The organism is Actinomadura sp. NAK00032, from assembly GCF_013364275.1.
Lineage (GTDB): Bacteria > Actinomycetota > Actinomycetes > Streptosporangiales > Streptosporangiaceae > Spirillospora.
This window is the reverse complement of the sequence record NZ_CP054932.1, coordinates 1180864-1200867: the sequence shown is the minus strand read 5'-3', so window position 1 is coordinate 1200867 and position 20004 is coordinate 1180864. Positions and strand designations below refer to the sequence as shown.

The window sequence follows — 20004 nt, the reverse complement described above, 5'->3', positions numbered from 1 at the left end:
GCGCTGACCTGCGAGGACACCGCTTCCGCGCCGGTCAGGGGCCCGCCGGGCGGGTTCTGCTGACTACGATGACCATCGTGGTGTGGGGACCGGGCTATGGCAGCGCTCCGCCGCCCAGCCCGCAGCGGGGGCAGGATCCGTTCACGGAGGCGGAGCGCGACACGCGGGCGATGGTGGCCGCCGCGTGGTGGCCGTCGGCGCCTCCGCAGCAGCGGCACCACGCCATCGGCGGCCGCATGCTCGTGCTCCCCGACGGGACGTGGTGGCTGTTCGGCGCGTGGGCCCGCTGGTACCGGCTGCACCCGTCCGACGGCCAGTGGTACCTGTGCCCGCCGCCCCGCACGCCCGCCGTCCGGATGGCGGCCAGGCCCGCGCAGCAGGGCGCCGGGCAGGTGCCGAACCTGCCGCCGCACGTCGTCCCGGCCGGGCCCGACTTCGGCTACGACCCCCCGAAGGGGCTGCCGTTCGTCGGGCACGGGTTCGCGACCGACCTGACCTCGCGCGTCCGGTCGACCGTCGAGTCCGCCGCGACGCTCGGCGCCCCCGACTACCCGCACTGGTGGCCGGACTTCACCGCCGAGACGCCGTCGACCGTCGCTGCCGCGTGGGGCGTGATGCTGTGGTGCTCGGCCGCCCCCGCGTTCGACGCGCGCCTCGACGCGCAGATGCTCGACCTCTGGAAGCCCTACCGGGCCCGCCCCCTGCCCGACGTGGACGGCCCGCGCTGGCTCACCCCGCCCACCCTGGAGAGCCTCGTCGCGCTGTACGCGGAGCGGCTCCGGGCCAGCCGGGTGGACGCGGCGGTCGTCGTCCTGCGGACGATGTGGGCCGTCGCCAGCGCGCTCCGCGAGGACGTCCGGTTCCAGATGCGGGCGGACGCCCTGCTCGCCATCCTCAGCACCACGCTCGCCAACCCGACCGTCGACTACGGCGCGCTGCCGTACGGCGACCAGGCGATCGTCCAGCAGTGGCTCACCCGGTGCCCGCCGCACCTCGTCCCGTCGCTGCGGAACGAGAGCTCGCCCGGGGACAACTTCCGGCACGCGTTCTACACGCTCAGCGACCAGATCGCCGAGCTGTCCGGCGACCCGGCCGACCCGGCCTACCTGGAGCCCCGGCTGGTGGCCGCGGCGCTGCTCGCGGCCGACCTGAACGTCGTCCGCAAGGACATGGTCGGCACGATCGTCCCGTGGCTCGACCCGGAGATCCGGTACACGGTGCAGGCGGTGGCGGAGCAGAAGGGGCACCCGCTGCGCCGGCTCTGGCCCTCCGACATGCGCCTGCCCGAGCCGCTGCGCTCGGCGGCCGGGTCCGGGCAGGGCGCCGAGTCGCTGCTGGCCGCGATGTACGAGGCCGACCTGGCGTGGTGCCGGCTCGGCGGGATGCCCGCCCGGCCGCGCGGCTTCCCCGTCCCGACCGCGATCATCGCCGGGATCATCGGGCGCAACCGGGCCCGCGCCACGGCCGCGTCCACGATGGCCACGCCGCAGCCGAACCCCGCGCCCGCGCAGCCGTCGCCGCTCGCCATGCAGAGCCAGCCCGGCATCGCGCCCGGCACGCCGCCGCAGCCGCAGGGCGCGCCGTCCGAGCCCGACCGGCCATTCGTGCAGCCGCCCGCGCAGCCGCGCATGGAGGACGCGCCCGGCCCCGCCGCCGCCCCGGCCGCGCACCAGCAACCCGGGCCCGGCCAGCAGGCCGCGTTCGCACCCCCTGACCCGCTGCTCGGCACGCCCTCCGGTGAGGAGGAGGCGAGCGTCGCCCCGCCGTACACCGAACTCGGTTTCCAGCGCCCCGGCCCCGCCGCGCAGCCGCCCGCGCCCTCGCAGCCGCCCGCGCCCGCGCAGCCACCGGCTCCCGCGCCTGCGCAGCCGCCCGCGCCCATGCAGAGCCCGGCGCCGCCCCCGCCGGTCCAGAACCCGGCACCGATGCAGGCCGCGGCTCCGCAGCCGGAACCGCAGCTCGGCGGCTTCTCCCCGCAGGAGGAGCCGCAGGACGAGGACTTCGTCCCCCCTTACACGCAGCTGGGCTACCAGCCGGCGGGTGCGGCCCCGGCCCCCGCACCGGTTCAGGCGCAGCCTCCGCCGCCGCCCGTCCGGCAACCGGAACCGCCCGCGCCCGTGGGCCCGCCTGAACCGCAGCCGACCACGTTCGACGCGTACTCGACCCGCGTCGAGGGCCCGGGTTCGCCGCAGCCCGGCCCGGCCGCGCAGTCCCCGACGCCTCCCCCGCCGGCGAACCAGCCGCCCGGGACGCGCGTCCTCGGGCCCGGCGACATCGAGGACTCCCCGCCCGTGCCGCCGCAGCCCGTCCCCGCGGGCGGCGGCTCCGTGGCGCCCCCTCCGGGGACGAAGATCATGTCCAAGACGATGGTGGGCGACTTCGACTTCCTGGACGACACGCCGTCCCCGGAACGTCCCGTCGACGAGATCCCGCCGCCGAGCGACCGCAGCACCCGCCGCGTCCTGGAGCGGTTCGGGTTCGGGTTCCTCTACGGGGAGCACGACGCGTCCATCCTGCTCGGCGACGTCCGGACGCAGGCCGAGGAGTGGACCAAGCCGACCGGCGACCAGGCCGAGGCGACCCGGGTGGACGGCGCGCCGAGCGCGATCAAGTCGGGCGTCCCGGCCGTGCTGCTGGTCGGCGACCCCCACTCGGGGCAGCGCCGGCTGTCCCGGATGATCGCGCTGACGCTGGCGAACGCGGGCCTCGGCGACGGGTCGATCCGCGCGCACGACGCCGAGGACGTCCGCAACGCGCCGCCGGAGCGGATCGGGCAACTGCTCGCCCGCCCGGGCCCGGTGGTCCTGTTCGAGCGGCTGGACGTCGCGATCGCCGACGCCGCCGACCCGGCCGCCGTCGTCGGGGCGGTGCGCCGCGCCCGCCGCGACCCGGTGAACACGACCCCGGTGATCGCGACGTGCGAGCCGCACGCGTACCGGCGGCTCCTCCAGGAGCACCCGAAGCTCGTGCAGGCGTTCCGCGTCCACCGGCTGCCCGACTTCGGCGACCTCGACAACCGGATGACGCTGCTGCACCTGCTCGCCGACGAGCGGCGGGTGACGATCGGCGCGGCCGCGCTGGAGACCGTCCGGGCCGACCTGGAGCGGCTCCGCGGCCCGGGCGACCTGGTCAACGCCCGCCTCGTCGAGGCCTACCTGGACCAGGCGGCGCAGCGCAACATGGAACGCGCCGGGGCGTCCCACGACCGGCTCGTGCTCACCCCGGACGACCTCTCCGGCGTCGCGGAGGGCATCGAGCCGGCGCTGCGGCCGCCCGGCGACATCGGCGGCTACCTGCGGCAGCTCGACCAGCTCACCGGGCTGGAGGACGTCAAGGCGGCGGTGCGGGAGCTGGCCGACGAGGCCGCGCTCGCCGCCGACCGCGCGCGGTACGGCGTGTCCGGCGACGCCCCCCGCCACCTGGTGTTCACCGGCCCGCCCGGCACCGGGAAGACGACCGTTGCGGGGCTGGTCGGCGGCGTCTACGCGGCGCTGGGGCTGCTCCAGTCCGGGCACGTGGTGGCGTGCCGTCCCGTCCACCTGGCCGGGCGCGACCAGGTCGACACCCGCAACCGCGTCGCGGCCATGGTCGACCAGGCGCTCGGCGGGGTGCTGCTCATCCAGGAGGCGTACCGGCTCGACCGGGCGCCCGCCGTCGTGGACGAGCTGCTCCGCCGGATGCACCAGTCCGGCACCCGGTTCATCGTGGTCTGCTCCAGCCCGGCGGCGGAGATGGAGGGCTTCCTCGCGGGCAACCCGGCGTTCCGCGCGGAGTTCGGCCGGATCATGGAGTTCACCGGGATGGGCGACCGCGACATGGTGCGGCTGTTCCAGAGCTACGCCGAGCGCGACCTCTACATGCTGGACGAGGAGCTGCGCGTCGAGCTGCTGTCGCGATTCGCGGCGATGCGCGAGGACCCCCGGTTCGCCTACGCGCGGACCGTCCGCGCCCTGTTCGAGCAGACGGTGGCCCGGCAGGCCGCCCGCCTCGCCGGCGCCGACGTCAACGCCGCGACCGTCGCCCGCCTCACCGCCCGCGACCTCCCGGAAACTCCGTTGGAGCAGCTCCTGGGCGATTTCCGCGCGGGCACCTGAGCGCAGCGAAGGGGCCCGCGCGGAAGCCCTTGCCGGGGGGCGTGGGGGGTCGCCCCCCACCATGAAACGCGCCGGTACCTGAGCGTCGTGCGTCCCTGTTGGCGGGGCGGGGCATCAGATGGGCATCACCCGGGAAGACCAGTCGGCAAGGTGGCCCGCGAATGGCCCTCTTGGGTCATGTGCCCGTCGGGGCCGTGAGCGTAGCCTCGACTTGGGTGTGGGGAACGAACGGGAGGTGGACGCGGTGCGCCAGAACCTTGATCTGCGCGTCCACGACCGTGTTGCGCTGGACGAGATCGAACTCTATGCCGAGATGCTCAGTGCGGTGGCGGCGGCGGAGCGGCCGCTGACCATCGCGGAAATCGACATGGTGCTCGGAGTACGGTCCGACGAAGCCGGTCGTCGCGAGCTGACACCGCAGGACTAGAAGCAGGTCCCGGGCTCGCTGGGTTCCGGGGACGCCGAGATTCGGGGCGTCCCCGGTTCGTCATTTCCGGCCCCGGCGCCGTCGGCCCGCCGCAGGTCACGGGCGGGTGATGTAATGAATCTCACTTCCGGTCACCTCCGCGCGGCTCCCGCCGCCGCCGGAAGCCCCGCAAACGGCGGGCGTTCCTCCAGATAGGGCCCGGCGCCAAGGGTATGTACCTGCCGATCTAGGGCAATCTTGTAGGTGAGAGGATGGGTGACACCAGCCGAAGCTGGGGCAAAGGTTCTTTTTACGGCGGGTAGCGCCTACGATCCTCTGCGGACTGTTCCAGCACATCAGGAGAACGACGTGCGCTTGCGTCTCACGCCGCGTGAGGACAGCTTCTACGACATGTTCACCGACTCGGCGAACAACCTGGTCACCGGCGCCAGGCTCCTCGTGGAACTCATCAGCGACGGCGCCGACCGGGCGGCCATCGCGGAGAAGATGCGCGCCTGCGAGCACGCGGGTGACGAATGCACCCACGCGATCATGCGCCGCCTGAACGAAACGTTCATCACGCCGTTCGACCGCGAGGACATCTACCAGCTCGCCTCGTCCATAGACGACGTCATGGACGAGATGGAGGAGGCCGCCGACCTCGTCGTCCTCTACAAGATCGACGAGTTCCCCAAAGGCATCGTCAACATGGTGGAGGTCCTGGAGCGCGCCGCCGAGCTCACCGCCGAGGCCATGCCGCGGCTGCGCTCGATGAAGGAGCTCAACGAGTACTGGATCGAGATCAACCGGCTCGAGAACCAGGGCGACCAGGTGTACCGCAAGCTGCTCGCACAGCTGTTCAGCGGCGAGTACGACACGCTGACGGTGCTGAAGCTGAAGCAGGTCATCGACCGGCTGGAGGACGCCGCCGACGCGTTCGAGCACGTCGCCAACACGGTCGAGACCATCGCGGTCAAGGAATCATGAGCGCAGCCAAGGATCCCGGCGTGACCGTCACCCGGGACCCGTCCGCGGAGGACGATCCCGCCTCCCTTGGCGAGCAGGCCACGCGCCGGGTCACCGGCCGGGCCTGGCTGCTGCTGCTGGCCGGCATCCTGCTGGTCATGATCGGCGGCGCGCTCGGGCTCCGGTCCGACGCGCAGATGGCCGTCCTCGTCCTCGTCATCGTCGTGGCGCTGGTCTTCGACTACACCAACGGCTTCCACGACGCCGCCAACGCGATCGCCACCGCCGTCTCGACCCGCGCGCTGACACCGCGCGTCGCACTCGGCATGGCCGCCGCCATGAACATGATCGGCGCGCTGCTCGGGGTCGGCGTCGCCAAGACCGTCAGCGAGGTCATCACACCCCCGTCCGGGCTGCACGGCCTCACCGTCGTCGCCGCCGGCGTGCTCGGCGCCATCACCTGGAACCTCATCACCTGGTACTTCGGGCTGCCGTCGTCGTCCTCGCACGCCCTCATCGGCGGAGTCGTCGGCGCCGGCCTGGCGTCGGTGTCGGCGGTGAACTGGCACACCGTCGTCGAGAAGGTCGCCGTCCCGATGGTGCTGTCACCGGTCGTCGGGTTCTGCCTCGCCTACCTCGCGATGGTGGCCATCCTGTGGATCTTCCGGCGGGCCAACCCCAGCCGGATAGGCCGCCGGTTCCGCATCGCGCAGACCATGTCCGCCTCGTCCCTCGCCCTCGGCCACGGCCTGCAGGACGCGCAGAAGACCATGGGCATCATCGTCCTCGCGCTCGTCACCACCGGGCACGCGGACGGCAGCACCGTCCCCTGGTGGGTGGTCATCGTCTGCGCGGGCGCCCTGTCCGCCGGCACGTACGCGGGCGGCTGGCGCATCATGCGGACGCTCGGCCGCAAGGTCATCGAGGTCGACCCGCCGAAGGGCTTCGCCGCCGAAGCGACGGCCTCCGTCGTCCTCTACACCACCGCTTTCATCTGGCACGCTCCAATCTCCACCACCCACACGATCACCTCAGCGATCATGGGAGCGGGCGCCACCAAGCGCCTGTCCGCCGTCCGCTGGGGCGTCGCCGGCAACATCCTCGTCGCCTGGGTCCTCACCATGCCGGCGGCCGCCCTGGTCGCCGCCGTCGTCTACTACGCGGTCCACTTCTTCGGGGCTTGATTTTATTGGGGGGGGCGACCCCCCAATCCCCCCGTCACGAGCCGGTCGATCCTCACGCCACGGTTCCGGTGTGCTGTGACCGTGCGGGTTCTCGTCGTGTCGCTGCGGTCGCCCGGCTCGGGGGGTCGGGCGACCTCCGGGCGCTAGGGCGCCCTCCGGCCGCCCGACCCGTGGCCGGTGGCTGAGCTTCAAACCCTGAGGCGAAAGCCCTCTGGATTTGGTGGGGTGTGGCCCGGGGCCACGGTGGCTGTTCGTGGTTCTTATTGGGTGGTGATGCGGGTTAGGGGTGGGGGTGTGATGGTGCCTTGGGTGTTGAAGTACGTGACGAAGGTGTCCAGGTCTATGGCGCCTAGGACTTGGTCTTGGCCCTCTGTGAAGACTGTGAAGCCGTCGCCGCCGCCCAAGAGGAAGTTGTTCGCGGCGACCTTGTAGGTGGTGGTCGGGGCTATCGGGGTGCCGTCGATGGTGATGGCGGAGACTCGGTCGCCTACGGGGTTGGTGCGGTTGATGGTGAAGTGCAGGTTCGCGGAGGGCTGGAGGATCTTCTCGCCGGCGGACGTCCACTGCTGTTCCAGGAGGGCGTCGAGTTGGGCGCCGGTCAGGGACGTCACGCCCATGACGTTGCTGAAGGGCTGGACGGCGAAGGCCTCGCCGTAGGTGACGACGCCGTCGCCCTCGGAGCCGCTGGCGGCGTAGGTGAGGTCGGTGCGGACGCCGCCGGGGTTCATGAGGGCGACCTGGGCGCCCAGGTCCTTGGTGCCTGCTAGCTGGGCGTCGGCGATGACGTCGCCCAGTGCGGTCTCGCCTGCGGGGGACGGGGTGCGGGTCAGGTCCGCGGTGATCTTGCCGATGGGCTTGTCGGCGATGACGGAGACGCGGTCCTTCCAGGTCTGGACGAACTTCTCCGTCGCCGGGTCCGGGGCGATGTCGCGGGTGACGACGTGGTTGTCCGCCTTCACGGAGGAGCGGACGATGTCGCCGGTGCGCCGGTTCACCTTGAGGTTCACCTCGGTGATCACGCGGCCGAAGGAGGAGCCTGAGGAGAACAGGCGCGGGCGGCCGTTCGGGTCCTTGACCGAGCAGACGTACTGCTGGTGGGTGTGGCCCGAAAGGACCATGTCGATCTCGGGGTCGGCCTGCTGCGCGATGCGCGAGCCGGCGCCGGGGACGATGCCGCACTCGTCGGGGCGGGTGCCGGCCTTCACCTGGTCGCCCTCGTGGACGAGCAGCACCATCGCGCGGACGTGGCGGCGCTTCAGCTCGCGGGCGGCGCGGTTCGCTGCGGCGACCTCGTCGTCGAACGTCAGGCCCTTGATGCCCTCGGCGGTGACGATGCTCGGGGTGGTCTTGGTGACGACGCCGATGAAGCCGACCCGGACGCCGTTGATGCGGCGGATCGTCCAGGGTTTCATGGCGGGCCGCTCGTGGTGGCCCTGCTTCTTCAGCACGTTCGCGGCGAGGTAGTCGAACTTCGCGCCGTGCCAGGCGCCTTCGGGCGAGCAGCCGTCGACGGGGTGGCAGCCGCCGTTCTGGATGCGCAGCAGCTCCTGGTAGCCCTCGTCGAACTCGTGGTTCCCGACCGCGGAGGCCGTGACGCCGACGTCGCCGAGGAACTGCACCGACGGTTCGTCGTGGTAGGCGGCGGAGATCAGCGGTGAGGCGCCGATCAGGTCGCCCTGGGCGACGGTGAGGGTGTCGCGGTTCCGCAGTTGCTTGAGGTGGGCCGCGATGTAGGCGGCCCCGCCCGCGAGGACGGTGTTGCCGTCCTCGTCGACGGCCCTGCCCGAGCTCCCCGAGGGCGGCTCCAGGTTGCCGTGGAAGTCGTTGAGCGCGAGGAGCCGCACGGACGCGGTCGGCGCGGGGCGCGCGGCGGCGGGTTGCGCGGCCGGGCCCATGACCGTCAGCCCCGCCGCGGCGCAGGCCAGGATGGTGCGTCGTCGAGTCATTCTGTGGACGGTAGGTTCGCCCGGCATACGGATTTCGGCGGTGCGGTGACGTTTCTGTGACAAATCGATCAGGGCCCCCGGACGATCTTCGCGGTGGTCGCGGCGCATAGGGTGGCGGCGTGGGTGAGCTGCGGGCGCGCGGAACGCTTGGTGAGGCCGAGGTCGCGGAGGCGCTGGCGCTGGTCGAGGCGGCGGCGCGGGTCGACGGGGTCGGGCCGTTGTCCGAGCATGCCTTGCTCGCGTTGCGTGGTGGGCGGTCGGGGCCGGCGGTTGTCGAGGGTGGGGTCGTTGTCGCTTACGCGCATTTCGACCCGGCTGTGGAGGATGAGCCGGCGGCGGGTGAGCTGGTCGTTCATCCGGAGCATCGGCGGCGGGGGCACGGGCGTCTGCTGTTGCGGGCGCTGCGGGAGGAGGCCGGCGTGCGGGTCTGGGCGCATGGCGATCTTCCGGCCGCGGCGGCGCTGGCGGAGTCGGAGGGGATGGCTCGGGTCCGTGCCCTGTTCCAGTTGCGGCGTCCGGCGTCTGAGCCTCTGCCGGAGGCGCGCGTTGCCGATGGGGTGCGCATCCGCGCCTTCGAGCCCGGGCGGGACGAGTCGGCCTGGCTCGCGGTGAACGCGCGGGCCTTCGCCGATCATCCTGAGCAGGGTGCCTGGACCATGGAGGACGTCCAGGCGCGTGAGGCCGAGGAGTGGTTCGATCCGGCCGGGTTCTTCCTCGCCGAGCGGGAGGGGCGGCTCGCCGGGTTCCACTGGACGAAGGTGCATCCCGGCAAGATCGGTGAGGTCTATGTCGTGGGCGTCGACCCCGACGCGCAGGGCCTCGGGCTCGGGCGCACGCTGACCCTGGTGGGGCTGCATCATCTGCGTTCCACAGGAATGGACCAGATCATGCTGTACGTGGACGAGTCGAACGTCGCGGCCGTCCGCCTGTACGAGTCGCTGGGCTTCGCCCGGTACGCCGTCGACGTCATGTACGCCTGACCCTCGGGCGCTAAACCCGGTTGAGCGAGCCTCGACCGGGTTTTTGACTGTCTGAGCTGCGCCGTTAACCCGGCGTCCATCGCAAATCGGGGCATTCTTCGCGATCGTGCTCGGCCGCGTTCATCTGCCGTTCACCTGGATCGGGGCGGCTGGTCACCTCGCCTGCTTAGCGTCGCATTCGACGGCGAACCCACCGTCCGACCCCGCCCGACGACGGTGCGCAAGGACGGCGCGGGCAGACCCGGCCGACGAAATCTAAGAGGAGACCCTCCGGTGAAGAACGGTTCCCGACTCGCCGCCCTGGGCGGTGTGGTCGTCGCGGGCGCGCTGGCCCTGTCCGCCTGCGGGAGCGACAACAACACGACGGCGAGCTCGAGCAGCGCGCCGGCCGGCGACATCGACTGCGCCAAGGCCAGCGTCAACGCGGCCGGGTCGAGCGCGCAGAAGAACGCGATCGAGGAGTGGACGAAGCTCTACTCCAGCAAGTGCGCGGGCGCCAACCTGAACTACAACCCGAGCGGCTCGGGCGCCGGCATCCAGGCGTTCACCAGCGGGCAGGTGTCGTTCGCCGGCTCCGACTCGGCGCTCAAGCCCGAGGAGGCCGCGGCCGCGCAGAAGCGCTGCGAGGGCGGCGCCGCGCTGAACCTGCCGATGGTCGTCGGGCCGGTCGCGGTCGTCTACAACGTGCAGGGCGTGGACGGGCTGAAGCTGTCGCCCGAGAACATCGCCAAGATCTTCTCCGGCAAGATCAAGAAGTGGAACGATCCGGCGATCGCCGGGGAGAACGCGGGCGCCAAGCTGCCCGACTCCGACATCAAGCCGATCTACCGCTCGGACGAGTCCGGCACGACGGACAACTTCACCAACTACCTCCACACGGTCGTCCCGAAGGTCTGGACGTGGGAGAAGGCCAAGAAGTGGCCGAACTCCACCGGCCAGGGCGCGGCCAAGTCCGACGGCGTCACCAGCCAGGTGAAGAGCACCCAGGGCGCCATCTCCTACGTGGAGATGTCGTACGCGGAGAACAACAAGCTGCAGACCGCCCACGTGAAGAACGGCGCCGGCGAGTACACCGAGCTGTCGCCGGAGAGCGCGTCCAAGGCCGTCGCCGGGGCGAAGATCACCGGCACCGGCAACGACGTCGCGCTGGAGATCGACTACGCGACCAAGGAGCCGGGCGCCTACCCGATCGTCCTGGTCACCTACGAGATCGCGTGTGAGAAGGGGCTGCCCGCCGAGCAGGCCGGGTTCGTCAAGTCCTTCCTCACCTACACCTCCAGCGCGGACGGTCAGAAGATCCTCACCGACCTCGGGTACGCCCCGCTGCCGCAGAGCGTGCTCACCAAGGTCCAGGCGTCCGTGAAGGCCCTGTCCTGACCAAGAGCGACGGCACCCGCAGCCCCGCCGCCGACGACCTCGGCGGCGGGGCCGACGTGGGTTCCGACGTCATCGAAGGAGGTTCCCCCATGACCACCGAGACCGGCGTCGAGGCGCACGCCGGCACCCGGGACCGCGCCGCCGCGTCGATGGGCACCGGACGGGCCGGAGACAAGATCTTCGCCGGCGCCGCCCGCGGCTCCGGCATCGCCGTGCTGGCGATCGTCGCCGCGATCGCGGCGTTCCTCGTCTGGAAGGCCATCCCCGCCCTGCGGGACAACGAGGCGAACTTCCTCACCACCGAGGAGTGGAACCCGAACGCGACGCCGCCGGAGTTCGGCATCGCGCAACTGGCGTTCGGCACGGTGATCTCGTCGCTGCTCGCGATGCTCATGGCGACGCCGGTGGCGATCGGGATCGCGCTGTTCATCTCGTTCTACTCGCCGCGCCGGCTGGCGTCCGGGCTCGGCTACGTCGTCGACCTGCTCGCCGCCGTGCCCAGCATCGTGTACGGCCTGTGGGGCCTGGCGTTCCTGTCCCAGCACATGGAGGGGATCAGCAAGGCGCTCAACGCCGGCCTCGGCTGGATCCCGCTGTTCGGCGGCGACAGCCCCGGCAAGAACTCGATCTTCACCGCCTCGGTGGTGCTGGCGATCATGATCCTGCCGATCATCTCGTCCATCTCCCGGGAGGTGTTCCTCCAGGTCCCGCGGGCCAACGTGGAGGCGGCGCTGGCGATCGGCGCGACCCGCTGGGAGATGATCCGGCTGGCGGTGCTGCCGTACGGGCGGTCCGGCATGATCGGCGCCTCGATGCTCGGCCTCGGCCGCGCGATGGGCGAGACGATCGCCGTCGCGATGGTGCTGACGTTCGTGCCCGGGATCAACTGGCACCTGCTGGAGAACGGCGGCGCGACGTTCGCCGCGAACATCGCCAACAGCTTCGCCGAGGCGTCCGTCACCGGGCGCGGCGCGCTGATCGCCTCCGGGCTGGTGCTGTTCGTGATCACCCTGGTCGTCAACATGGCCGCCCGCGCGGTCGTCGCGCGGCGGAAGGAGTTCGCGTGACCACCGTCTCCACCCGCAAGGGCGGCAGCCTCACCTCGGTGTCGGCGGGACGCAAGATCAAGGACCGGCTCGTCCAGGGGCTGGTCTATCTGGCGTTCGCGCTCGCCGTCGTCCCGCTGGTCTCGGTGCTGTGGACGGTCGTCGTCAACGGCGCCAAGCGGCTCGACCTGACGTTCTTCCAGTTCTCGATGAACGCGGTCAGCGGCAGCGACCCCGGCGGCGGCGCCTACCACGCCATCATCGGCACCCTGGAGCAGGTCGCGATCACCACCGTGATCGCCGTGCCGCTCGCCCTGCTCACCGCGATCTACCTGGTCGAGTACGCCGGCAACGGGCGGCTCGGCAAGCTGATCAGCTTCACCGTGGACGTGATGACGGGCATCCCGTCGATCGTCGCGGGCCTGTTCGTGCTGGCGCTGTGGCTGCTGACGATGGGGTTCGGCTTCTCCGGCTTCGCCGGGGCGCTGTCGCTGACGATCCTGATGATCCCGACCGTGGTGCGCGCCGCGGAGGAGATGCTGAAGCTCGTCCCGAACGACCTGCGCGAGGCGTCCTACGCGCTCGGCGTGCCGCGCTGGCGGACGGTCTGCTTCGTCGTCCTGCCGACGGCGATGACGGGGATCGTCACCGGCGTGATGCTGGCCGTCGCCCGCGTGATGGGCGAGACGGCGCCGCTGCTGCTCACGATCTTCTTCACCAAGGCGATCAACAACGACCCGTTCACGGGCCCGCAGGCGTCCCTGCCCACCTTCATCTGGGAGCAGGCCGCCGACCCCAGCCAGCACTCGATCGACCGGGCCTGGACGGGCGCGCTCGTGCTGATCGGGATCATCATGCTGCTCAACCTGGTCGCCCGCCTCGTCGCCCGGCGCACCGCGCCCACGAGCCGCTGACCCTCAGAAAGGACAACCCATGGCCAAGCGGATCGACGTCTCCGGGCTCCACGCCTACTACGGCGGCGTCCACGCCATCGAGGACATCTCGATGACGATCGAGCCCCGCTCGGTGACCGCGTTCATCGGGCCGTCGGGCTGCGGCAAGTCCACCTTCCTGCGCACGCTGAACCGGATGCACGAGGTCATCCCGGGCGCGCGCGTCGAGGGCAAGGTCATGCTGGACGACGAGGACCTGTACGACTCCTCGGTCGACCCCGTCGCGGTGCGCCGCGTCGTCGGCATGGTGTTCCAGCGGCCCAACCCGTTCCCCACCATGTCGATCTACGACAACGTCGCCGCCGGGCTGAAGCTGAACGGCGTGCGGCGCAAGTCCCGGCTGGACGAGATCGTCGAGGAGTCGCTGCGCGGCGCCAACCTGTGGAACGAGGTCAAGGACCGGCTCGCCAAGCCCGGTGCGGGGCTGTCCGGCGGGCAGCAGCAGCGCCTCTGCATCGCCCGCGCGATCGCCGTCCAGCCGCAGGTGCTGCTGATGGACGAGCCGTGCTCCGCGCTCGACCCGATCTCCACGCTCGCGATCGAGGACCTGATCGACAAGCTGAAGACCCAGTACACGATCGTGATCGTCACGCACAACATGCAGCAGGCGGCCCGGGTCAGCGACCGCACGGCGTTCTTCAACATCGCCGGCACCGGCAAGCCGGGCAAGCTCATCGAGATCGACGACACCAGCAAGATCTTCGCGAACCCGGAGCAGAAGGCCACCGAGGACTACATCACCGGCCGCTTCGGCTGACCCCTCGCGGCCACGGCGCCCCCGGGGAGGGGACGCCGTGGCTTGCAGCGAGCGGTCAGACCTGTTCCCAGAGGGCGGGGACGTTCGGCGGGGTCCAGCCGGGCAGGGCGGTGTGCGCCTGGAGGCACCGGTAGGACGCGCCGTCGTAGGTGACGACGTCGCCGACGTTGTAGGCGGTGCCGACCGCCCATGTGCCGCTCGGGTCGCCGGGGTCGCCGGGGCCGGGGTCGCCCGGGTCGTCCACGCGGCCGCCGACGTTCACGCCGGCCCACGCGTTGGCGGTCGCGGCGTACTCGGCGCTCGTCGCCCCGTACAGGCCGGACGCGGCGGCGAGGGTGGCGCGGCGCGCGTCGGCGTAGTTCGTGGTCGGCCGCATCTCCTCGGTGAGCGCCTTGTACCAGATCGCGGCGGCCTTCTCCCGGCCGATGCCGGTGACGGGCTGCCCGTCGGCGGTCGGCGAGTTGTACTGCACGCCGTTGATCACCTTCGAGCCGCTGCCCTCGGACAGCAGGTAGAAGAAGTGGTTCGCGATGCCCGAGGAGTAGTGGACGTCGACGTTCCCGGCGTTCGGCGACCAGTTGTCGAGCGAGCTGCCGTCCTTGCTGGGACGGTCCATGTACCGCAGCGGGGCGCCGTCGCCGCGGATGTTCAGCTTCTCGCCGATGAGGTAGTCGCCCACGTCGCTGGCGTTGTTCGACCAGAACTCCATGGCGGTGGCCATGATGTCGGACGTCGCCTCGTTCAGCCCGCCGGACTCGCCCTGGTAGATCAGGCCCGCCGTGTTGGACGTGACGCCGTGCGTCATCTCGTGCCCGGCCACGTCGAGTTCGGTCAGCGGCCTGCTGTTGCCCTGGCCGTCCCCGTACGTCATGCAGAAGCACGAGTCGTCCCAGAAGGCGTTGACGTAGCCGCTGCTGTAGTGGACGCGCGAGTACGCGCCCACGCCGTCGCCGCGGATGCCGGACCGTCCGAAGACGTTCTTGTAGAAGTCCCAGGTCTCGCCGGCGCCGTAGGCGGCGTCGACGGCCGCGGTCTGGGGGCTGCTCGGCGAGCCGGTGCCCCAGACGTCGTCGCTGTCGGTGAACAGGGTGCCCCGGCCGGACGTGGCGCCGTTGAGGTTGGTGGTGTCGTGGTTGCCGCGACCGGTGTCGCGCAGGACGTAGGAGCCGCCGGAGCTGGTGGTGCCGAGCTGGACCGTGCCGGAGTACTGGCTGTTGCCGGTACCGGTCTGCACGCCCTGCCACTCGACGATCTTCTTGCCGGTGAGGGCGTCGGTGATGACGTGCAGCCGGTTGGGGGTGCCGTCCCGCTGCGTGCCGCCGACGACGGTCTCCCAGGCGAGGACGGGCTCGCCGTCCGCCATCCAGACGACCTTGCGCGGGGCGACGCTGCCCTTCGCCTTCGGCGTCGCCGGACGCGTGGACACCAGCGTGTTCGGCGCCGTGTCGACCTTCAGCGGGCGGGTCGCGTCCTGGGTGACGCGCGCGATCGAGCCGGACGGGGCCCGGTGGACGATGAGGTCGCCGCCGAGGACGGGCAGCCCGTCGTAGGTGCGCGTGTAGTGGGTGTGGGTGGTGCCGTCCCTGTCCTTGACGACGGTCTTCGCCTTCAGCTCGACCTTGGCGCCGAGCTTCAGCTGCGACGCGGTCTCGTCCTGCTGCGCCCTGGCCCGGCCGACGAGCGCCTTGTACTCCTTGGCGCTCACCTTGGCGGGCAGCTGGCCGGGGTCGGCGGGGCGGGGGGCCTGCGCCGGGACGGCCTGGGCGGGGGCGGCGGTGGCCGTCCCCGCCTGGAGGCCGAGCGCGGCGGTCGCCGCGGCGGTGACGAGCGCGCTGCTCAGGGCGGCGCGGCGCAGGGCGGTGCGCCGGTGGGCGCGTGCGGGGGTCGTGGATCTCACGCGGTGACTCCTTCGGGGGCTCGCCCCGGCGCGCGCGGTGGCGCCCGCCGGGGCTCCGGAGTGATGGGCGGGTTCGCCTCGGGAACGTTCGCATGCATTTCCGGGCAAGTCACCGCATAGTTCGCCGCGCTAGGGATGCCGTAGGGACGCCGCCCGCAACGCAAGGGGAATCCCTACGGCCGCGGGGGTGGACTACCGGGTGAGGGTGGCCTCCGGCCCGTCCAGCCCGTCGAGCCCGTCGAGCCCGGCGACCAGCGCGCCGAGTTGCGCGCGCGAGCGGATGCCGAGCTTGCGGTAGACGCGGGTGAGCGACGCCTCGACGGTCTTCACGCTGAGGAACAGCCGGTTCGCGACCTGCTGGTTGGTGGCGCCCTGCCCGACGAGCACCGCGATCCGCCGCTCGCCGTCGCTGAGCGCCGCGTGGCCGGGCGGCGGCGCGGGCCCGTCCCGCAGCCCGGTGTCGTCGAGCCGCGCGAGCCGGTGCCGGGCGTGCTCCACCCAGGGCCGTGCCTCGCACCGGACGAACGTCTCCAGCGCCGCCGAGACGGCCTCCCGGGCGCTGCTCGCGCGCCGCCGGCGGCGTTCGACGCGGGCCAGTTCGAGGAGGCAGTGCCCGGCCTCCAGGGGCTGGCCCAGCCGCTCGAACAGCGCCGCCGTGCGGCGCAGCAGCCTGACGGCCGCGTCCGGTTCGCCGCGTGCGGCGAGCAGGCACGCCTCGGCGCGGTCCAGGCGTCCTATGACGCCGATGCCGCGCGGCCGGTCGCCGACCGCGAGCCGGGTCGCGCGGATCACCTCCGCCGCCCGCTCGGTGTCGCCTAGGGCAACGAGCCCCTGCGCCAGGTCGCCGTGCCTGCGCAGGACGAGCGGGGACAGCAGCCCGCGCCCGTCGCCGAGCGCGTCGATGCGCTCCAGGGTCTCGACGCCTTCGCGCATCTCCCCCAGCCGCATCCGTGCCACGCCGAGCACGTGCAGGAGGCGGCTCTGGAAGATGACGTCGTCCTCTTGCTCGGACGCCCGCAGCCCTCGTTCGGCGAGCGCCACCGCGCGCCGGACGCTGCCGCCTGCCAGTTCCGCCAGCGCGCCGTGGTACCAGGCCGGGCCAGGGCTGAGCGCGGCGTCCTCGGTGATGCGCATGGCCCGGTCGGCGAAGTCGAGCGCCTCCCTGCACCGGCCTGTGAGGACGGCGACTTCCGACAGGTTCCGCAGGACGTGCACGACCTCTTCCCCGGAGCCGCGTTCGACGAGCGCGAGCATCCGCAGCAGGTCTTCCCTGGCCTCGGCCAGCCTGTCCTCGAACACGGCGCAGTACGCGGCCAGGTAGCGCGGGGTCATGTGCAGTTGGCCGTCCAGGGGCGGCTCTGGAAGGTGCCGGGCGCGGCGCAGGTCGGTGGTGTAGTCGTCCCGTCCCTCGATAAGCGCGATGTTGGCTCGGACGGCGAGCGCCTTGGCTTCGAGGGCCGTGTCGCCGGTCGCGCGTGCGTGGGCCAGTGTGCCGTTGGCCTCATGCTCAGCGCGCGCGGGGGCACCGTTCACCAGTGCGCCGAGCGCCATGCGCAGCCGCAGCGGCCCGAGCAGCGCGGGGTCGCCGTCTGCGTCCACTAAGGCGGCGGCGAAGACTTCCCCCATCTCGGCCAGCCCCTGCCCGGACAGGTCCAGCAGCGCGAGCCTGACCCGCACCCGCTGCGCGCGGGACGCGTCGGCGGCGAGCACCGCCTCGGCGGCCCGGTGCACCAGGTCGGGCAGGCCGCCGTTGGCGCCCGTCTCGGCCGCCGCGACCAGCCATTCCAGCCGCTCGGCGGCGGGCTCGGCCGGGGACCGGTCGGCGGCCAGCCGGTACAGTTCGGCGGCCATCCGGTGCGAGCCCTGCCGGACGGCCCGCTCGGCGGCGGTGACCAGCGAATGGGCCGGCTCCGCGTCCGGGCCGGGGGCGGCGAGGGCGCGGTGCCGGGTCCGGCCCGCCGCGTCCGGCACGGCGGCGGCCAGCGCCCGGTGCACCCGCGCGAGGTGCGGCGCGCCGGCGGACTCGGCGAGGACGGTTCCGACGGCGGGCGGCGTGAAGCGGATGCCGCCGCCCTCGGTGATGAGCAGCCCGAGCCCGGCCGCGAGCCGGACGTCGCGCACCGCCCCGGCACGGCCGGCCCGGCACAGCAGGTCGGTCGTCGGCCGGATCGCGAGCGCCGCCGTCAGCAATGTCTCACGGGCCTCGGCGGGCAGCCGCGCCAGCCGCTCCTCGATCACCGACCGGACCCGCTGCGGCAGCGGCGCGGGCCGCCAGTGCCGCGGGATGCGGTCGGTGAACGCGCCGCCGAGCGCGAGCGCGAGGTAGGGGTTGCCGCCGGAGTCGGAGTGCAGCGTGTTCACCACCCGCACCGGGAGGCCGTAGCTGTCGAACATCTCGGCCAGCTCGTCCGGGCCGAGCGGCGGGACGGGCAGGTGGAGGGCGCCCGGAGCCGGGGCCCAGGGCGCGCCGCTCCCGTCGCCGGCGGCGAACCCGTCCGGCCAGCGCCCGGCGGCGACGGCGCGCACGCCCCGCGCCGCGAGCCGTCCCACCGCGTAGCGGACGGCGTCGGCCGACTCGGCGTCCAGCCACTGCGCGTCGTCCACGAGCAGGAGGACGGGGCGCTCGTCGGCGCACCGGGCGAGCAGCCCGCGAAACGACAGCCGGCACGCGACATGGCCGGTACCGGCGTTCGTGTCCGGGTCCGGATGCTCGGCGGGCTCGGGCAGGCCGGTCAGCCGCTCGCGGGGCAGCGGGTCGGTGAGCGGTGCGGGCAGCTGGTCGAGCAGTTCCGCGAGCCCCGAGCAGGGCACCCACCGCTCGGTCTCGGTCCCGGCGGTCCGCAGCACCAGCTCGCCGCGCGCGGCCGCCGCGGCCCCGGCGGCCTCCAGCAGCGCCGTCTTGCCGATGCCGCTGGGGCCGGTCAGCACGACGCTGCCGTTCGCCGCGAGGCGGGACTCCAGGGCCGTGAGCAGTGCGGACCGCCCGGCCGGCGCGGACGGCATCCCCGTGCGGACCACCGGCGGCGCGGCGCGGACGTCCATTGATCGCTCCCTTCAGGAGAAATCGGACGCCGCTCCGACGATAACCAGCGCGGGGCCCCGTCACAACGCCGCCGTTCCGCCCAGTGGCCCGTCCCGCTCGTCCCGCCCGGGGCGAGCGGGACGGGCGGCGGGACGGGCGGCGGGGGCCGGCTCAGCCGAACTGCTCGATGAACGGCGCCTTCTTGGTGGGCTCGGTGGCGGTGCCGGTGCTCACGACGGCGGACGTGCCGGGGCGGGCGTCGGCGTCGGACGCCTGGACGGTGCCGGTGCGCGCCGGGCCCTCCAGCGTCGTCCAGGACGAGCCGTCGTAGTGCAGGTACCGGGTCTTGGCGCCGGTCGTGACGGGCAGCACGACCACGCCGCCCCGCCCGTCGGACGACATCCCGAGGCCGGTCGCGTTCAGCGGGATGTCGACGGTCGTCCAGGACGTGCCGTCGTAGTGCTGGATCGCGTTGGTGATCTGGGCGTTCTGCCGGACGCGCAGCACGTAGACGTTCGTTGGCGAGTGGGCGACGATGCGGTACAGGGTGCCCTGGAAGCCGAGGGCGCCGAGCGAGCCGGGGACGTCGATCCGCTCCCAGGACGTCCCGTCGAAGTGCACGACGAGCCCGGTCGCGGACGTCCCGGACTCCGCGGTCGTCCCGGCGAGCCACACGTCGTCGGCGGCGCGGACGTCCACGGCCGTGATGGACGAGGACGGCGGCAGCGGGACCTGCGGGTCGACCCACGCGCTGCCCGTCCAGCGCAGGATCGCGCTCGGGCCGCCGTTGAACTGGTTGAGCCCGGCGATGGAGTAGGCGGCGCCGTCGGGCGCGGCGGACACGGCGTTCGGGAAGCCCACCAGCGGATAGGAGACCTGGCTCCACGCGGTGCCGTTCCAGTAGAGGCCGACCGTACCGCCCAGGTTGTACCCGATGACCCACGCCTTGGACGGCCCGGACACGGCCACGTCGACCGGCGTGAAGCCGACCGGGCTCGGCTGGGCCGCCCAGCCGGAGCCCGTCCACCGGACGATCTTGGCCTCGGGCCCGAAGAGGTTGCCGGCGGCGCCGACGGCCCAGCCGGCGCCCCCGGCGCCGAAGTCGACCCGGTCGAGGGAGCCGTTGTAGGCGACCGCTCCGGTGGGCACGTCCGTCCAGCCGGCGGCGTGCGCGGGGGCGGCCGTCGCGACCGTCCCGGCGGCGCAGGCCAGGGCGGTGGCGACCGCCAGTGCCGCGTTGCGTCTCATGGGCGTCCTTTCAAGATCACAGCAAGCCCGGCCAGCGTACGCGACCACTTACTCGACGCCGAGACAAACCCCGGCGGCCGTCCGGAACAGGCCGTCCCCGGACGGCGAAGCGCCCGGACGGCGAAGCG

At 72.6% G+C, this 20004-nt stretch carries 13 protein-coding genes; 9 read left to right on the top strand and 4 right to left on the bottom strand.

What is annotated here, in order from left to right:
• The first annotated feature begins 68 nt into the window (after nucleotides 1–68).
• From HUT06_RS05675 to HUT06_RS05660, 4 genes are all read left to right on the top strand, one after another.
• Nucleotides 69–4094 carry an AAA family ATPase gene (locus HUT06_RS05675; protein ID WP_176194733.1) on the top strand — a complete coding sequence of 1342 codons (4026 nt, stop codon included), beginning with the start codon at nucleotides 69–71 and terminating at the stop codon, nucleotides 4092–4094.
• Nucleotides 4095–4311: 217 nt separating this feature from the next.
• Nucleotides 4312–4521, top strand: coding sequence for a hypothetical protein (locus HUT06_RS05670; RefSeq protein WP_254715002.1), 210 nt, complete (start codon nucleotides 4312–4314; stop codon nucleotides 4519–4521).
• A 348-nt stretch (nucleotides 4522–4869) separates the two neighbouring features.
• Nucleotides 4870–5487 (top strand): DUF47 domain-containing protein, encoded by a 618-nt coding sequence (locus HUT06_RS05665; protein WP_176194732.1) that lies wholly within the window; start codon nucleotides 4870–4872, stop codon nucleotides 5485–5487.
• Nucleotides 5484–6650: an inorganic phosphate transporter gene (locus HUT06_RS05660; RefSeq protein WP_302931780.1), complete on the top strand. Its 1167-nt coding sequence runs from the start codon at nucleotides 5484–5486 to the stop codon at nucleotides 6648–6650. The genes HUT06_RS05665 and HUT06_RS05660 overlap by 4 nt, the downstream gene beginning before the upstream one ends.
• Nucleotides 6651–6910: 260 nt before the next feature.
• On the opposite strand, the gene HUT06_RS05655 is transcribed toward HUT06_RS05660, so the two are convergent.
• A complete protein-coding gene (locus HUT06_RS05655; protein ID WP_176194731.1) occupies nucleotides 6911–8596 on the bottom strand; it encodes a bifunctional UDP-sugar hydrolase/5'-nucleotidase in 1686 nt (561 codons plus the stop codon).
• 119 nt (nucleotides 8597–8715) lie between these two features.
• Here HUT06_RS05655 and mshD point away from each other — a divergent pair, with 119 nt between their 5' ends.
• From mshD to pstB, 5 genes are all read left to right on the top strand, one after another.
• The gene (gene mshD, locus HUT06_RS05650) at nucleotides 8716–9576 is read left to right on the top strand and encodes a mycothiol synthase (RefSeq protein ID WP_254715001.1); all 861 of its coding nucleotides are present in this window, start codon (nucleotides 8716–8718) and stop codon (nucleotides 9574–9576) included.
• Between the two features lie 273 nt (nucleotides 9577–9849).
• Nucleotides 9850–10953: a phosphate ABC transporter substrate-binding protein PstS gene (gene pstS / locus HUT06_RS05645; RefSeq protein ID WP_176194730.1), complete on the top strand. Its 1104-nt coding sequence runs from the start codon at nucleotides 9850–9852 to the stop codon at nucleotides 10951–10953.
• A gap of 89 nt (nucleotides 10954–11042) precedes the next feature.
• Nucleotides 11043–12020 carry a phosphate ABC transporter permease subunit PstC gene (gene pstC, locus HUT06_RS05640; protein WP_176194729.1) on the top strand — a complete coding sequence of 326 codons (978 nt, stop codon included), beginning with the start codon at nucleotides 11043–11045 and terminating at the stop codon, nucleotides 12018–12020.
• Entirely contained in the window at nucleotides 12017–12913 is an 897-nt protein-coding gene (gene pstA, locus HUT06_RS05635) for a phosphate ABC transporter permease PstA (protein ID WP_176194728.1), read from the top strand. The genes pstC and pstA overlap by 4 nt, the downstream gene beginning before the upstream one ends.
• Before the next feature lie 19 nt (nucleotides 12914–12932).
• Nucleotides 12933–13709, top strand: a complete 777-nt coding sequence (gene pstB, locus HUT06_RS05630) for a phosphate ABC transporter ATP-binding protein PstB (protein ID WP_176194727.1) — start codon at nucleotides 12933–12935, stop codon at nucleotides 13707–13709.
• Between the two features lie 55 nt (nucleotides 13710–13764).
• On the opposite strand, the gene HUT06_RS05625 is transcribed toward pstB, so the two are convergent.
• The 3 genes from HUT06_RS05625 to HUT06_RS05615 all read right to left on the bottom strand — a co-directional run bounded on the left by HUT06_RS05625 (nucleotide 13765) and on the right by HUT06_RS05615 (nucleotide 19876).
• Nucleotides 13765–15606, bottom strand: coding sequence for a M4 family metallopeptidase (locus tag HUT06_RS05625; protein ID WP_176194726.1), 1842 nt, complete (start codon nucleotides 15604–15606; stop codon nucleotides 13765–13767).
• Between the two features lie 192 nt (nucleotides 15607–15798).
• Nucleotides 15799–18648, bottom strand: a complete 2850-nt coding sequence (locus HUT06_RS05620; protein WP_217711220.1) for a LuxR family transcriptional regulator — start codon at nucleotides 18646–18648, stop codon at nucleotides 15799–15801.
• Nucleotides 18649–18799: 151 nt separating this feature from the next.
• A complete protein-coding gene (locus tag HUT06_RS05615) occupies nucleotides 18800–19876 on the bottom strand; it encodes a hypothetical protein (protein WP_176194725.1) in 1077 nt (358 codons plus the stop codon).
• Between the last annotated feature and the right edge of the window lie 128 nt (nucleotides 19877–20004).